The sequence below is a fragment of the Microbacterium azadirachtae genome (assembly GCF_000956505.1).
Taxonomy (GTDB): domain Bacteria; phylum Actinomycetota; class Actinomycetes; order Actinomycetales; family Microbacteriaceae; genus Microbacterium; species Microbacterium azadirachtae_A.
The window spans coordinates 72,202-87,159 of the sequence record NZ_JYIX01000027.1 but is presented as its reverse complement, the minus strand read 5'-3'; the positions used below and the strand labels follow the sequence as shown (position 1 = coordinate 87,159).

Annotated in this window: 14 protein-coding genes; 5 read left to right on the top strand and 9 right to left on the bottom strand. The window is 71.0% G+C overall.

Features of this window, described 5'->3' with window-relative positions; all coding sequences use genetic code 11:
* Positions 1-86 precede the first annotated feature (86 nt).
* On the top strand, positions 87-689 hold the full coding sequence (locus RS86_RS04205) for a hypothetical protein (protein ID WP_045270952.1): 603 nt from the start codon (positions 87-89) through the stop codon (positions 687-689).
* A 177-nt stretch (positions 690-866) separates the two neighbouring features.
* Here the strand turns inward: RS86_RS04205 and RS86_RS04200 are convergent, their stop codons facing one another.
* The gene (locus RS86_RS04200) at positions 867-1,397 is read right to left on the bottom strand and encodes an SRPBCC family protein (RefSeq protein ID WP_082076554.1); all 531 of its coding nucleotides are present in this window, start codon (positions 1,395-1,397) and stop codon (positions 867-869) included.
* A gap of 123 nt (positions 1,398-1,520) precedes the next feature.
* Here RS86_RS04200 and RS86_RS04195 point away from each other — a divergent pair, with 123 nt between their 5' ends.
* Entirely contained in the window at positions 1,521-1,916 is a 396-nt protein-coding gene (locus RS86_RS04195; RefSeq protein ID WP_235281603.1) for a winged helix-turn-helix transcriptional regulator, read from the top strand.
* Positions 1,917-2,044: 128 nt separating this feature from the next.
* On the opposite strand, the gene RS86_RS04190 is transcribed toward RS86_RS04195, so the two are convergent.
* From RS86_RS04190 to RS86_RS04175, 4 genes are all read right to left on the bottom strand, one after another.
* The gene (locus RS86_RS04190; protein ID WP_045270951.1) at positions 2,045-2,455 is read right to left on the bottom strand and encodes an MmcQ/YjbR family DNA-binding protein; all 411 of its coding nucleotides are present in this window, start codon (positions 2,453-2,455) and stop codon (positions 2,045-2,047) included.
* Positions 2,456-2,731: 276 nt separating this feature from the next.
* Positions 2,732-4,363 (bottom strand): fucose isomerase, encoded by a 1,632-nt coding sequence (locus RS86_RS04185; RefSeq protein ID WP_045270950.1) that lies wholly within the window; start codon positions 4,361-4,363, stop codon positions 2,732-2,734.
* Positions 4,360-6,999 carry a GH116 family glycosyl-hydrolase gene (locus RS86_RS04180; protein ID WP_082076552.1) on the bottom strand — a complete coding sequence of 880 codons (2,640 nt, stop codon included), beginning with the start codon at positions 6,997-6,999 and terminating at the stop codon, positions 4,360-4,362. The genes RS86_RS04185 and RS86_RS04180 overlap by 4 nt, the downstream gene beginning before the upstream one ends.
* Positions 6,996-8,519, bottom strand: a complete 1,524-nt coding sequence (locus RS86_RS04175) for an FGGY-family carbohydrate kinase (protein WP_045270949.1) — start codon at positions 8,517-8,519, stop codon at positions 6,996-6,998. The genes RS86_RS04180 and RS86_RS04175 overlap by 4 nt, the downstream gene beginning before the upstream one ends.
* A gap of 183 nt (positions 8,520-8,702) precedes the next feature.
* On the opposite strand from RS86_RS04175, the gene RS86_RS04170 reads away from it, so the two are divergent.
* Positions 8,703-8,978: a hypothetical protein gene (locus RS86_RS04170; RefSeq protein WP_045270991.1), complete on the top strand. Its 276-nt coding sequence runs from the start codon at positions 8,703-8,705 to the stop codon at positions 8,976-8,978.
* 8 nt (positions 8,979-8,986) lie between these two features.
* Here the strand turns inward: RS86_RS04170 and RS86_RS04165 are convergent, their stop codons facing one another.
* Complete coding sequence (locus RS86_RS04165; RefSeq protein ID WP_045270948.1) at positions 8,987-9,967, bottom strand: LacI family DNA-binding transcriptional regulator; 981 nt, start codon at positions 9,965-9,967, stop codon at positions 8,987-8,989.
* A 142-nt stretch (positions 9,968-10,109) separates the two neighbouring features.
* Here RS86_RS04165 and RS86_RS04160 point away from each other — a divergent pair, with 142 nt between their 5' ends.
* Complete coding sequence (locus tag RS86_RS04160) at positions 10,110-11,237, top strand: glycoside hydrolase family 172 protein (protein ID WP_045270947.1); 1,128 nt, start codon at positions 10,110-10,112, stop codon at positions 11,235-11,237.
* A 49-nt stretch (positions 11,238-11,286) separates the two neighbouring features.
* On the top strand, positions 11,287-12,822 hold the full coding sequence (locus RS86_RS04155) for a DUF4185 domain-containing protein (protein ID WP_045270946.1): 1,536 nt from the start codon (positions 11,287-11,289) through the stop codon (positions 12,820-12,822).
* Between the two features lie 119 nt (positions 12,823-12,941).
* On the opposite strand, the gene RS86_RS04150 is transcribed toward RS86_RS04155, so the two are convergent.
* The 3 genes from RS86_RS04150 to sigK all read right to left on the bottom strand — a co-directional run bounded on the left by RS86_RS04150 (position 12,942) and on the right by sigK (position 14,901).
* Positions 12,942-13,373, bottom strand: a complete 432-nt coding sequence (locus RS86_RS04150) for a DoxX family protein (RefSeq protein WP_045270945.1) — start codon at positions 13,371-13,373, stop codon at positions 12,942-12,944.
* A gap of 146 nt (positions 13,374-13,519) precedes the next feature.
* Entirely contained in the window at positions 13,520-14,305 is a 786-nt protein-coding gene (locus RS86_RS04145) for an anti-sigma factor (protein WP_045270944.1), read from the bottom strand.
* Positions 14,302-14,901 carry an ECF RNA polymerase sigma factor SigK gene (gene sigK, locus RS86_RS04140; RefSeq protein WP_152642060.1) on the bottom strand — a complete coding sequence of 200 codons (600 nt, stop codon included), beginning with the start codon at positions 14,899-14,901 and terminating at the stop codon, positions 14,302-14,304. The genes RS86_RS04145 and sigK overlap by 4 nt, the downstream gene beginning before the upstream one ends.
* Positions 14,902-14,958 lie beyond the last annotated feature (57 nt).

Sequence of the window (14,958 nt, the reverse complement as noted above, 5' to 3'; positions counted from 1 at the left end):
CCAATCGAATAGTAGAGGCGGTGTACATATTTCATCGCGGGGCGGACGCACGGCTGACCCCCACTTTCGCCCCCTACGCTCTGAGCATGCGCCTGCTCGCCGACGCCGACCCCGCACGCTGGATCCCCGTGACCGGATCCCTGGGCCTGCGCGGCCGCCGCCACCGCAAGGCGGCGATCCGGATGCTGCTCGGCCAGGCCGGCGCCGCCGTCGGTGCCGAGTCCCGCCCCGGATCGGGCTTCGGCGCCTGGGCGCTCAGCCAGGCCGCCCCGTTCCTCATGCGGAAGGCCGACGGGCGCGTGCTGGTGTGGACCTGGAAGGCGGAGCCCGAGCTCATCGTGGCCATGGCGAGCGCGCAGGAGCTCACCCCGCAGGTGCGCACCGCGCGCGCGATGATGCCGATGGAGTACGACGACACCGAGGAGTTCCGCAACCCCTACCTCGGCGCGGGCGAGAAGCTCGTGGTGCCGCTGCCGCCGCCCGGCCCCTCCGGGCAGGCGACGCCGCCGTTCGCGACGTACACCTGGGACACCGGCACGCACCTCATCACGCTGCAGGCCGTGTGCGGCGATCGGGAACGGTTCGGCACGGTGATCTCCGCCGTGGACGAGATCGCCCGCACGCTGCGCACCGCCGACGACCTCGCAGTCGGCGAGGCGGGTCCGGTGCTGCGGCTGCCGCCGGCCTGACCCCGGGGCGCGGCCCGGCGGCCGGCCTCCGCGCGCCCGGCTCCGCGCCCGGCTCCGCGGCGAGAAACCAGATCCTGCGCGAGACGCCAGCGCTGCCGGGATGTCTCGTGCAGGAAGTGGTTTCTCGCGGGATCCGGCCCGCGCGCCGGCCCCCGCGCCCGGCCGCGCACCCGGCCGTCAGCGGTCGGGCTGCAGCACCGCGGCCAGGCCGTTCAGGCGGAGGGCCGTGCCCCCGCGCAGGTGGGGGAAGTCGTCACTTCCGTCTCCCGTGCGGGTCAGGAACGCGACCTGCTCGGTCCAGGTCAGGAGGCAGCCGGCGCCGTCGGCGGCGAACAGGACCGTCGCCAGCGACGCCCACCGCGGCACGTCGTCCACCGTCGAGGTGTAGGAGAACACGATCCGACGATCGGGAACGATGTCGAGGTAGTGGGAGTGATAGGCGAGGCGTTCCGGTGCGATGCCGGGGAGCGCGAACGTGCTGGTGGCATCCGCGCCTCCGCCGACGCGGAACTCGTGATGATCGGACCCCCGAGCGCCGGGCAGGCGGAACCAGCGCCGCCGGGTCGCGTCGTCGGCGAACGCGGCGAACACCTCCTCGGGCGCCGCATCGACATGGCGCTCGATGGTGAAGGCGTCGTGACGCACGTCGAGGGCGCTGGTCGTCGACCGCGTCACGGCATCGCCGCGGGTCTCGGGCTGGGCTGGCATGTCGTCTCCATCGGTCAGCTGATGCGAACAGTTACTATCCGTAGGAAACGTGCACCGGCGGCGATGATTCCGCCCGCACCATACGCACTTCAACGTCAGCAACGCACCCGGAAGGAGGAAACGGTGAACGCTGATCTCCGGACCGAACTGGCCGAGCGAGGGATAGCGCCCGACTGCGTCGAGACGATCGTGGTCGTCCGCGAGGTGCTCGCCCGCGTCGGCGACAAGTGGACGATGCTCATCGTCGGCGCGCTCAAGGACGGACCGATGCGCTTCACCGCTCTGCATGGAGAGGTGACGGGCATCTCCCAGCGCATGCTCGGCCACACCCTCAGCGCGCTCACCCGCGACGGCCTCGCGACCCGCACCGCCTACCCCGAGGTCCCGCCCCGCGTCGAGTACGAGCTCACCGACCTCGGCCGATCCCTCGCCTCCGCCGTCGAGCACCTCGTCGGGTGGGTCACGCAGCATCAGGACGAGATCATGGACAACCGCGTCCGATCCGACGTCCTCGGCTGAACCCGCCCGCCTCGACGCCGCGCCCGGCTCCCCGGCGAGAAACCAGATCCAGCCCGAGACACCAGCACTGCCGTGGCGTCTCGCGCAGGAAGTGGTTTCTCGCGGATCGGGCGCGGATCCGGCGCGGATCAGGCGAGCCCGCGTTCGTCGAGCCAGGCTTGCGCGACGGCCTTCGGGGCGCGCAGCAGCCAGGCGTCGGCCAGGAGTTCGCCGAGGTGGTCGTGCGCGATCGCATCGAGCTGCAGCAGCACGGCCGGGTAGCCGGCGAAGTGCGGGATCGTGAAGAAGACCCGCGGATCCGCGGCCACGAGCTCTCCGGCGAGGGCGACCGTCTCGGTGCGCACCGCGAGCACCGGCCCCTCGGGCCAGGAGCGGCCGAGCTCGCCGAGCTGACGCAGATCGGTCTGCGACGGCCCGCGCATCCACGCGATCTGGCCGCCGTTGCAACGCCAGGCGGCTTCGCCGGTGTGCCCGCCGACCTTCTCCTCGACGCCCGGCAGCGCGAGGGCCAGAGCACGGACGTCGTCGATCGTCGCCATGGATCCGATCCTCCCCCGCCTGCGCTCCGCCCTCAAGGGCTGCGACGGATGCATGGACCGGCGACGGATGCAGGATCCCTGCGCCGGATCCGTCGTGCATCCGTCGCAGGGTCCTGCATCCGTCGCCCGCATTCAGGCGCCGCGACGGGACCGTCGCGATTCACCTGCACGATCCGGGCACGGATGCACGACCGGATCGCCGGATCCGTCGTGCATCCGTGTCGTGATCGTGCATCCGTCCCGCCCCGGTCCAGCATCCGCCCTGGCGGGCACGCCTCACACGTTCACGTCCCCCACGAGGTTGACCCTGATGCCCATGCCGTCGAGCATCGCGGCCTTGGCGACGAGAGCCTTGTCCGCGGTCTCGGCGTCGGGGGCGTAGACGAGCTGAGCGTGGTTGGCCTTGTGCCGGGCCATGAACTGGTCGCGGCTCTGCCCGTGCAGCACGACGTGCGCGATCGGCCACTCCGGGTTCGTGGCGTCCTTGCGGCGCTGCGTCTCCTCGGCGGGGAGCTCCACGACGGTGCCGCGGAACACGTCGGCCTGCAGCACCCCGTCGGCGATGAAGATGCGCGAGAGCACGACCTCGCCGGGCTTCGAGACCCCGTTGATCGTGGCGCCGCCGGCGGGGAAGAACACGTGCCCCTGCCGCCACCCCTCCGCCCTGTCCCAGCCGCCGAGGTGCGAGGCGGGGACGGATCCGGAGATCTCGTAGACCCACACGAACTCGTCGTCGTAGTCCTCGCCCCAGCGCACGTCGTGCAGCGTGTTGTCCGGCACGAGCCCCATCGCCCGCCACACCCGGTCGGTCACGAGCGCGTCGACCGCGACGCCCTCGTCCGCCTCGTTGAAGTGCGGGAAGGCGCGTCCCTCGTGCAGGATCCGGGATCCGTCGCGCGACGTCACCGGCGGACGCTCGGTGGAGTTCAGGATCCCTTCCGCGAGATCCGACGCGGGGACCAGATCCTTGAGGCCCTGCTGGTACTGGATCCCGACCGCGTCCAGGCCGAAGTCGTCGGCGATGCGGAGGGCGGCGATGTACATCTTCAGCTGCCACTGCACCTGGTCGCGGGTGAGCTCGGTGGCGGCATCCTCGCCGTACACGAACGTCATGCCGTGCGCGATGAGCCAGTCGTAGGCGGCGTCGGCCTCGGCGTCGGCGACCTCGAGCATCTCCGCGTACAGCGCCGACTGCGACAGGCGCTCCTTGTAGATGCCGGTGGCGTTCAGCAGCTCGTCGTCGAAGATCGCGTTGTACATGCCCATGCAGCCCTCGTCGAAGACCCCGATGATGGCCTTGTCCGCGCGCAGCTGCGCCGCGAGCGCTTCGCCGAGCTGCCGCTCGGGGCTCTCGGGCAGCGTCGGCAGCGCCCGCACGTGCGAGGCGTCGTGCGTGATGCCGCCGGTCTCGGTCCACTCCTTGAGGCCCTGCCGGAACCAGTCGTCGGAGAAGTCGACCGACCAGATCGTCGAATAGGGCTTCCCCATCTTCGTGAGCCCCGCGTTCAGGCCGAGGAGGCCCACGAGGCCTGGCCAGTCGGGCGCGAAGTTGGCCGTGGTGAGGATCGGACCGCGGTGCGTGCGCAGTCCCGCGAGCACATGGTGCGAGTACTGCCAGTTCGCGGTCGCGACGATGAGCGGCGCGTCCTCGGGGATCGCCGTGAACACCTGCATGCCCATGCGCTGGCTCGAGATGTAGCCGTGGCCCGTCTTCGGATCCACGCCGAAGGGCCGGATGACCGTCCAGCCGAGGTCCGCGAAGGCCGCGGTGACGGCCGCCTCTGTCGCCTCCTGCACCGGCCATCCCGCGATGTTCGCCGACTCGCGGAGGTCGCCGGAGGTGATCAGGTAGGCGGTCTTCGGCGCGGAGGCGGGGCGCTCGGTCGGCGCGGGGATTGCGTAGGTCATGAGTTACTCCGGTTGCGGGTGGATGGCCCTTCGACGAGCTCAGGGACCGGGATGGGGACGGAAGTGTCAGGGACCGGGATGGGGAACGAACGGATCCCGCCGCCGTCGAGGTGCACGTCGCGCGCGAGGACCGCGTCGTGCAGACGCAGTTCGGCGAGATCGAGCGCACCACCGTCGAGGTGGAGCAGGAGCCGGTCTGCATGGATCTCGACGCGCCCCCAGCCGGTGCCGGTGGTGAACAGGAAGCGCTGCACCTCGTCGTCAGCGAACGCTCCCGCGACCGGGGCGAAGGACAGCGCGCGGGCGGGGGCGTCCCACTGCGCGCCGCTCGCCGCGAGCAGCAGCGCCCAGGACGCGAGCGAGCGCGCATAGTGGTTGCCGCACTCGATCTCGTTCCACGGATTGCGGTGCACCCCGTCGTAGCGGGCGCGCAGGGTGCGCTCGACGAGCAGTGCGTCGTCGACCCGCCCCGCGTAGAGCAGGGTCGCCGCGACCTGATGCTCGATCCCTGTCCACACCTCGTCGGAGTAGACGAACGGGATCGCCGGCCGGCCGCCGCGCGGCCACGACGCGAGCAGCAGCCCGCCCTCGTCGTTCAGGGCGTACACCCGCTGCGTGCTCTCGTGCGCGGACAGGTCCGCCCGGTGGTTGTGCGCGACGATCGCGGCGAGCGCGCTGTCGAGGTGTTCCCGCGACAGCAGCGGGCCGAGTCCGTTCACGAAGGCGTGGAACTGTCCGAGCAGCTGGTCCGACAGCACCCCGTCCCCGTACTGATAGCGGTGCGCGTCGACGTCGTCGATCACCTGCCGGTAGTACTCGCCGTCGAACAGCACATCGTCCATCGCCGCGGCCACGTGATCGGCGCGGGCCGCCCAGTCGCGGGCGCGCTCCGCCTCGCGTAGGTGCGCCGCCATGCGGGACCCGGCGCGGAGCGCGGCGAGGTAGATCCCGTTGGCGAGCGGGTCGATTCCGTGGAACTCGATGTCATAGGTGTTGTGCAGCTCGCCGTCCAGGAGGCCGTCGCCGTCGCGGTCCCATTCGCGGGTCGCGTGCTCGAGGGTGCGCACAGCGGCGAGCCAGAGCTCGCGCAGGAATGCGTCGTCGCCCGAGAACCGCCATTCCCGATGCAGCCGCAGGAACGTGCCGAGCTGCCCGTCGACGGCGGGCCCCATGAACCACGGCGAGGATCCGAGGATCCGGTTGCCGCGGAACTTCTGCGCGCCGTCCCCGTCGGTCTCGAGCAGGAACTCCGGGCGGCGGGCGCTGCGCTCGAGCGCAGGGAACAGCCAGGCGACCGTCTGCGCATACGACCAGACGTGCGTGCAGGTGCCCTCGCAGGAGCCGCCGTGGTCGAAGGATCCCTCCCACGCGGCGAACACCGGCCCCTCCCCCATGACCGGGTTCGGCGACTCCAGGACGAAGCAGGTGGTGGAGCGCACCGCGGCGAGGTTCGCCCCGGCGGCTTCGGCGAGCACGGGATCCAGAGTGCCGCCGTACAGGGCCTCGACGAAGGCGTCGGTGGCCGCCTCGAGTGAGGGGAGTTCGCGATGCAGGTGGACTGCCGCGGCCCAGGCATCGGGCCAGAGGGTCGCGTAGTGGTTGCGCACGATCGGCGACAGCGTCGGATCCGTCGGCTCGTCGTTCAGGATGATGTGCCCGTGCCAGCCGCGCCGCCGGTTCGGGAAGGACCAGCTCAGCACGAACTCGAAGTCGCGGGCCTCGCCGGGCGCGAGCGTGTGCACGATCCCGACGGATCCGGTGCGCAGCCGGGGCAGCTTCGCGAGCATCTCCTCCTCGGTGAGCGGTCGCGCCGCCGCATCCACGTCCTGCTCCGCGAACAGGCCTCGCGGCCGGTCCTCGAGCGTGAGGCGCGGCTCGACGTCGAGCAGTCCGTCGGCCGTGAGATCGCTCCAGAACATGCGGGCGCCGTCGGGCCAGTAGCTCGTGACCCACTGCGGTTTGACCGTGGTGGAGGGGTCGGTCGTGGTGAGGCTGAGCGTTCCGTAGCCCGGATCGTCCTCGGACAGGTCGATCCCGAAGTCGAGGCCGCGCACATCGCAGTCGTCGCGCCAGCGCACGGTCTGCGTGCCGCGCATCCCCCAGGGCGCGTCCGGCCCGGGTTCGCCGCGGCCGGCCGTGTGCGAGACGCTGCCGGCGACCGTGACCGCGACCGGCACATCGCCAGGGTTCGCGACCCGGTAGCGCAGCACGGCCCCTGGGATGCCGGAGGCGTCCGCGTCGAGCGGCACGAGCGGGGTGAACGCGTGCAGCGACACCTCGACCGGAAGCACGCGGTCGGCGAAGTCGATGTCGACCACGGGGTACTCGCCGTGCATCGTGGCCGCGTCGAGTCGCGGGAGACCCGCGAGGTCGTCGAAGGAGAACCCCGCATCGAGGTCGCGCCGGCCCGTCACCCGCGCCTCGAGCACCCGGGTGACCGGATCCGCCCCCTCCGGCGCCGCGTGGATAGCGAAGAAGGTGCGGGGATTGCGGCGGTCCTTGTCGGGATGGTTCTCCAGCTCCCAGTCGCGCAGCTCGCCGCGGGCGCCGAGCGACACGTTGCCGGTGCCGATGCCACCGAGGAGGAACGCCGCACGCTCGGCGGTGTGCGGGATGGGACGGGCGCGGCGGGTCATGCGGGCGTCTCCTTCTCGTCATCGGCCCGCTGCTGCGCTGCGAGCTCGTGCACGACCTCGGCCGTGCCTGCGTAGAGCCGCAGGTAGCGGTCGAACAGCGTGTCGTAGACCGGCGCGAGGGCGGGATCCGGCGCGATCGTCATGACGACCGGGTTCCAGTCCGCGATCGCCGGGGCGGGGTCGGAGACGGCGCCCGCGGCGAGGAAGGCCGCGCCGTAGCTCGCGCCGACCGTCACCCGCGGCACCTCCTGCTCGAGGCCCGTGACGTCCGACACGATCTGCAGCCAGAGCCGCCCCTGCGTGCCGCCGCCCACCGCCACGATCCGCCGGATGTCCGCACCCGCGTCGCGCATGGTCTGCACGTTGTGCCGCACGCCGAGCGCCGTGGCCTCGAGGGCGGCCCGGTACAGGTCGCCACGGCCGTGCGCGAGGGTGAGGCCGGCGATCACGCCGCGCGCGTCCGGATCCTGGATCGGCGTGCGCTCCCCCGCGAAGTACGGCAGCAACACGAGGCCGCGAGCGCCGGCGCCCGAGCCCTCGGCCTCGGCCAGCAGCTCGGGGTAGTCGGATCCGGTGAGATCCTTCAACCAGGCGGTGAGGGCGCCGGACGTCGACAGCCCGCCGGCGAGGTTGCGGGTGCCCGCGAAGGCTCCGGCTGTGGTCCACATCGAGGGCGTGCGGAGCGTCTCCTCCCCCGTCGCCACGCTGCGGGTGAAGACCATGAACATGGTGGTCCCGTACATGAGCATGAGATCGCCAGGGCCGTGCGCGCCGACGCTGACGGCCTCGCTCCAGGCATCGATCGTGCCGGCGATCACGGGCGTCCCCTCGGGGATCCCGGTGAGCACCGCGGCCTCGTCCGTCACGGTGCCGGCGACGTCGCCCGCCCAGAGCAGGGCTGGCTGCTCGAGGGGCGCGGCGTACCGCTGCCACCAGTCGTCGTGCCACTGCTCCCGATCGATGTCGTAGAGGGGCGAGACCTGGCTCGCGGACTGGTGGTCCAGCACATAGGCGCCGGTGAGCCGGTGCGCAAGCCACGAGGCCGGCATGAAGATCCGACGGGCACGGCCCCACGCGGCCGGATCCTCCTCCTGGATCCAGAGGATCTTCGGGCCCGCGGCCTGGGAGGTGAGCGCGGATCCGCCCACGCGCGTGATCGCCTCGACCCCGAGGTCGGCCGTCATCCGCGCGATCTGCTCTCCCGCGCGGGTGTCGACGCCGTAGAGGATCGCGGGGCGCACGGGCTCGCCGTCCTGGTCGGTCAGGAGGACGCACGGCCCCATGCCGCTCACCCCGACCGCGGTGACCTCGGCATCCGGCACGGCGGCGAGAAGCTCCCGGGACAGCGCGACGAATTCGTCCCACCAGTTCCCGCCGTCCATCTCGACCCAGCCGGTGCGCGGACGGCTCACGTCATGCGCCCGCGTCGCCTGGGCGAGGATCGCACCGCCGGCGTCGACCAGGACGCCCTTGCTGCTGGAGGTGCCGATGTCGACACCGATGGTGCATCGCACGCGCATCCTCCTCGATCGCTCGTCCTGACCGGACGGCGATCACACTACGCGAAATCGATTTCAAGCGCAATCGGCTTGCAATCACACCCCACAGCTCAGAATCTGCGGCGACTTTCCACCGATTCCATGAAACCGATCCACCCGCGCGCAGGGGATGACAAGCTCGGCGGCACCGAAGGGAATGGGCGCATGGACATGACCGAACCGCAGGTGTGGACCCTGATCGGGGTCTTCGCGGCGATCATGCTCGGCGGAATGACGCTGATGACGACGCTCCTGACGAAGGCCATCGGCGGACGGCTCGCCGCCCTCGAGGGCACGTTCGACGGCAAGTTCGAGGCCATGGACGGCAGGATCACGGGGCTTCGAAACGAGATGAACGCCCGGTTCGACGCCATGGACGTCAAGGTCTCCGCCCTCGACAAGGGTGTGGCGGCACTCGCCGAGCGCTTCTGGCGCTCCTGAGTCCGAGCTCAGCGCGAGACGGTCGCGGCCTGGATCTCGTTGCGGAGCACGATCGTGCGCGCGGGCTGGTCGTCGCCGCCGATCCGGTCCAGCAGCATGCGCGCCGCAGTCACGCCCATGTGCCGTGCGGGAAGGCGCACCACCGTGACCACGCTCGGCGACAGGGTCGTGAAGGGCAGCGAGCCCACGACCGCGACGCCCATGGCCGGCGGAGTCAGACCGTGCTCGGTGAGCACCTGGATCGCTCCCACACCGATGAGGTTGTTTCCCGCGACCACGGCGTCCGGAGGCTCGGGCAGGGCCAGCAGCTCCTCCATGGCCTCGCGCCCGCCGTCCACCCGGAACGAGGAGAACCGCAGGAGGCCGGGATCCGCCGGAAGACCGTGCGCCGCGAGGGCGGTCCGCCAGCCGTCCACGCGCTCCACCGCGGTCTCGATGTGCTCGGGTCCCGCGATGTGCGCGATGCGGGAGTATCCGGCCTCGATCAGCTGCTCGGTCGCACTGCGCCCGGCATCGCGGTTCGCCATCACGACGCCGTCGATGTCGTAGCCGGTGCCGCGGTCGACGGCGACCACAGGACGGCCCGCCGCCATGATCTCCTCGAGACTGGTGCGGTCCGACGCCGCCGCGAGGATCACGCCCGACATGTGCTCGGCGATCGCGATGCGCAGGTAGGTCTGCTCCTTCTCGACCTGCGCGTCGGAGTTGCACAGCACCACCGAGAAGCCGGCCTCGGAGGCGACATCCTCGACGCCGCGCGCCATCTCGGTGAAGTAGGGGTTCTCGATGTCGGGGATCACCAGGGCGATCACCTCGGAGCTCTGCCGGCGCAGGGTGCGGGCGGTGCGGTTCGGGAAGAACTTCAGCTGCGCGGCCGCCTGGCGCACGGCCGCGACCTTCTCCTCGGAGACTCCGACGCCGTTGAACACGCGCGACACCGTCGCCGGGGACACCCCCGCGAGCCGCGCCACGTCATAGATGGTCGCCATCTCGCCCCCTCCGTTGTCCGTCAGGACACACTACCGCGATGAAATCGATTGCAACAGTCGGGGGGAATCGGTAGGGTGGCCGCACGCGCTGCCACGACCCGCGCGCGGATCCGCCCCACAGACACGAGGATGTGCACCCGCCATGACTCTTCCCGACCTGTCGTCCCTGTCCGCCCTGCGGACCGTGCAGACCCGGTCCATCTCGCCGGAGAACTTCGACGGCGCCGTCGGCGGCGGCGGACGCGCGACGGAGGGCACGGGCGCGGACTGCGCGCGCGACCTCGGCCCGGGCTGGAAGATCTCGCCGAGCGTCGACATCAAGGCCGGCGAGACGTTCGATCTCGCCGCGATCGAGGGCGCGGGCAAGATCACCCACATCTGGATCACGACGCACACCGACAACTGGCGCACCCTCATCCTGCGCGCCTACTGGGACGGCGCGTCGGAGCCCGCCGTCGAGGTGCCCTACGGCGACTTCTTCTGCAACGGCTGGGGCGTCTTCGCGCAGGTGAACTCGCAGGTGATCGCCGCGAACCCGCACGGCGGCTTCAACTCCTACTGGCCCATGCCGTTCCGGGACGGCGCCCGCCTCACGATCGAGAACACCTCGGTCGTCGACGTGCGGGTGTACTACCAGGTGACCTATGAGGTCGGCGGGGACTACTCCCGCGACGGATACTTCCACGCCCAGTGGCGCCGTTCCGACCCGCTCGAGGAGCTCGTGCCGCACACGATCCTGGAGGGGATCGAGGGGCAGGGGCAGTACGTCGGGACCTACATCGCGTGGGGCGTCAACTCCAACGGGTGGTGGGGCGAGGGCGAGATCAAGTTCTACCTCGACGACGACACCGACTACCCCACGATCTGCGGCACCGGCACGGAGGACTACTTCGGCGGCGCCTGGAACTTCGACATCCCCGGCCAGGGCTACACCGCCTTCTCGACGCCGTATCTGGGCATGCCGCAGGTGATCCGCCCCGACGGGCTCTACGTCTCGCAGCAGCGCTTCGGCATGTACCGCTGGCATCTGGCCGATCCGATCCACTTCTCCACCGGGATCCCGAAGGTGGACATCCAGGCGCTCGGGTGGCGCAGCGGATGGCGCTACCTGCCCCTGCGCGACGACATCGCCTCCACCGCGTTGTTCTACCTGGACCGCCCGACCGCCCGCCGCCCGAAGGCGCCCGCTGCCTCCGACATGGAGGTGCACCTAGGAACGGCCCCGGTGCCGGACCTGGGATCCACTCCGCCGCGCGCACCGCGCGGCTGATGCCGTCGCGGGCGAGGGCCGCCCGGCGACGCCCCGAAAGGAGAGGGCGATGAAGCCCCTGACGAAGATCACGGCCGGCGCCGCGATCGCCTCCCTCGCCGTCGTCGCCTTCGCGACCGCGGCGGCGCCTCCGCCCGCGGTCGCCACGACCGCGACCACGCCGGCGACCGTGGTCGAGAAGCTCACGGGGCCGGATGCGCCGAACAACACCTGGGGCCGGTGGGACGTGAAGTCCACCGACCTCGGGATCATGTGGGACGACGGATCCGGCCACGTCCTCACCGCCTTCGGCGACACGTTCGGCAACTCCTGGACCGGACCGGGCGGCGGCGCACCGCCGAACGGCAACTGGCGCAGCAACGTGCTGCTGCGCTCGAGCGACGCGGATCTCGCCGACGGCATGCTCTTCGATCACGCCGCACAGGATCCGCAGGGGATCGCGAAGCAGATCATCCCCTCGAAGAAGATCAACGGCGATGAGATCACGGTGATCCCCACGAGCGGCATCTCGGTCGGCAGCCGCCAGTACCTCGGCTTCATGTCGGTGCGGCAATGGGGCCCGCCCGGCATGTGGGACACGAATCACGCGGGCATCGCGTACTCCGACGACGACGGCGAGACCTGGACCGTCTCCGACACCCGCTGGGAGAACCCCGACGGCCACGACCCGTTCCAGATGCAGGCCTACGTGCAGAAGGGCGGCACGATCTACGTCTTCGGCACGCAGAACGGGCGCAACGGCCCTGCCTCGGTCGCGAAGGTGCCGGCGCAGAAGCTGCTCGACAAGGGTTCGTACCGGTACTGGGACGGCTCGTCGTGGAGCAAGGACGAGTCCGCCGCGAAGCCCGTGCTCGACGCGCCGATGAGCGAGATGTCGGTGCGGTGGGACAGCTACAGCAAGCGGTTCCTGATGATGACGCTCTCGGGCGAGGACATCATCCTGCGGACCGCGACCAGCCCCGAGGGCCCGTGGACGCCGGCGCAGACCGTGGCGAGTTCGACGGACTATCCGGCGCTCTACGGCGGCTACTTCCACCCCTGGAGCAAGGACGGCGAGATCTACTTCACGATGTCGCAGTGGAATCCGTACAACGTCTATCTGATGCACCTGCGCATCGACCGCAACGGCACGATCATCGATCCCAACCTCGTCGCGGATCCGAGCTTCGAGCGGGCGACGACGCTGGGCGACGGGACGAACGGCGCCTGGGGAGCGAAGCCCAACTCGGGCATCGACGACGCCCCTGCCGCGGGCTTCACCGGCGATCACCGCGTGTTCGTCCGCTACGACGACGGGTGGCGCGACATCTGGCAGGACGTGGCGGTGCAGCCGCACACGAGATATCAGCTGACCGGATTCCTCCGCACCTCGGTGAACAGCGACAACGGCTACTTCGGCGCGCGCACGGTCGATGGCACCGTGATCGCGGAGGCGCATTTCGTCTCGGTGGGGGCGTGGACGCGCTTCACGGTGACGTTCGACTCCGGGGATCGCGATCAGGTGCAGCTCTACGGCGGAGTCTGGACGAACAGCGGAGACATCTGGATGCAGATGGACGACGTCGCGCTCGTCCGAGCGCCCTGACGCGGCCGCGGCCGCCGCGGCACACTTGCACGACGCGGGCACGGATGCACGACGCGATCAGCGGATCCGTCGTGCATCCGTGTCGCGATCGTGCATCCGTCGCAGAGGCGGATCCGGGCTCAGGCCAGAGCGCGCACGGGTCCGCGCAGCACGGCGCGATCCAGCCCGTACCGGCCGGCGCCGGTGAAGGCGAGGGCCAGCGCGCCGGCGCCGAGCACGGCCGCGAACTCCCAGCCGCCGTCGCCGACCCAGATGCCGTTGCCCAGGTGCACGAGCACGATGGCGCCGACCATGTCCGCGGCCAGCAGCACGCCGACCGGACGCGTGAACAGGCCGGCGATGAGCAGGATCCCTCCGATGAGTTCGAGGAACGCGATCACGGGTCCGGCGATCTCCGGCAGCGGGGCGCCCATGCCCGCGAAGGCCTGCACCGTGCCGGGCAGAGTGAACTCGAAGACCTTCTGCGCACCGTGCGCGGCGAAGACGCCGCCCATCACGAGGCGCAGGACCAGGAGTCCGAGAGAGGCGGCGGGCTTCGTGGTGTTCGTCATTCCGGACAGCTCCTTCGTGGCAGGACACCGCGGCGAGCGCGGCTCGGGGCGTCCGCCCCGGTCTTCCACGCTACGGAGCCGCGCCTGTCATGTTTCTGAACACGAGACGGATATTGCGCGTTCGGCACATGTCCGTGCCGTCCGGATCAAGAGGTCGGGATGACGAGGATCGGCTCGCTCGTGGGCTTTCCCGTCGGCGATCCGCCGGCCCGCTCGACCGTGACGGCGATCGCATCGCCCGCGTGCATGGCGCCCTTGAGCTGCGCCGTGGTCACTCCCTGCGCCGCCTCGAACACTCCGGCCGAGACCGGGGTGCTGCCGCGGACGAACCACAGCTCGTAGGTCTGCGTGGCCTCCAGCCGCCCGAGTCCGTCCGCCACCAGCACCGCGGCGCCCATCGACGCCGACCAGTGCGCCGTGGCCTTGCCCCCTTCGGGCAGCGGCACGGTCTTCTCCGCGGCGTCCGGCGCGTTCTCGATCCGGTCGAGCGCGACCACGGCGGCAGGGCGGAGCAGCTGCGGGATGACGACGGAGGCGCCCACGCCGAGCCCGATGAGCAGCACGAGACCGGCGGCGAGTCCGAAGAGAAGTCGCCGCGGCCGGCGGATCGACGGCGCGACGGTTCCGGCGCCCGCGGACACGGCCGCACGCGGCGCCTCCTCGGGGCGCGCTTCCCCCGCAGTCTCCGCGACGTCGCCCTGCTCCTGCGCCGTCGCCGCGATGCGGGCGAGGAGCGCGTCGCGGATCCCGGGCGGCGGCGCGACGGCAGGGACGCCCTCAGCGAGCAGCGCGGCCGTTCCGGCGTCGTCGTCGGCGATCGCCGTCCAGTCCGGGTGCTCGGCCAGAGCGGCGCGGAAGCGCTGCTCGTCCGCCGCGGACAGCGCGCCGAGGCTGCGGCCGGCCGCCAGTTCTGCGAACTCCGGCTCGTTCATGCGTTCACCCCCCAGTGCGCCCGCAGGCGCGTGAGTCCGTCTCTCATCCGGGTCTTCACCGTTCCCAGCGGCGAGCCCGTGATCGTGGCGATCTCGCTCTGCGAGTATCCGCCGTAGTAGGCCAGCACGAGCGCTTCGCGCTGCGGTTCCGGGAGTGCGGAGAGGGCGTCGACGACCCGCTCCGCATCGATCGACAGCTCCGCCTGCTCTGCCACGCTGTCGTGCGCGACGTCGAGATCCCGGGCACCGGCACGGACATCGCGGTCGGCGCTCGCCTGCGAGGACCGCACGCGGTCGATCGCACGGCGGTGGGCCATCGTCAGGATCCAGGTCCTTCCCCGTCCCCGGTCGGCGGTGAAGTGCGAGGCGGTCTGCCAGATCTCCAGGAACACCTCCTGCAGCACCTCCTCGCTCTGGGACCGGTTCACCAGCACGCGGAGGATGAGGCCGAAGACGCGCGACGACAGCAGGTCGTAGAGATCGGCGAACGCCGCCTGGTCCCCGCCCGCGATGCGCGTCAGCAGGGCGGACGCGGGGTCGTCGCCGCCGTCCCGCTCCACGTGCTCTCTGTCGTCGATCACCATCGTGTCCAGCATGCCTCACCTCCCGCTCCTCCCGTATCGCAACGCGCGTCGCTGCCCCGGCGTCCGTCC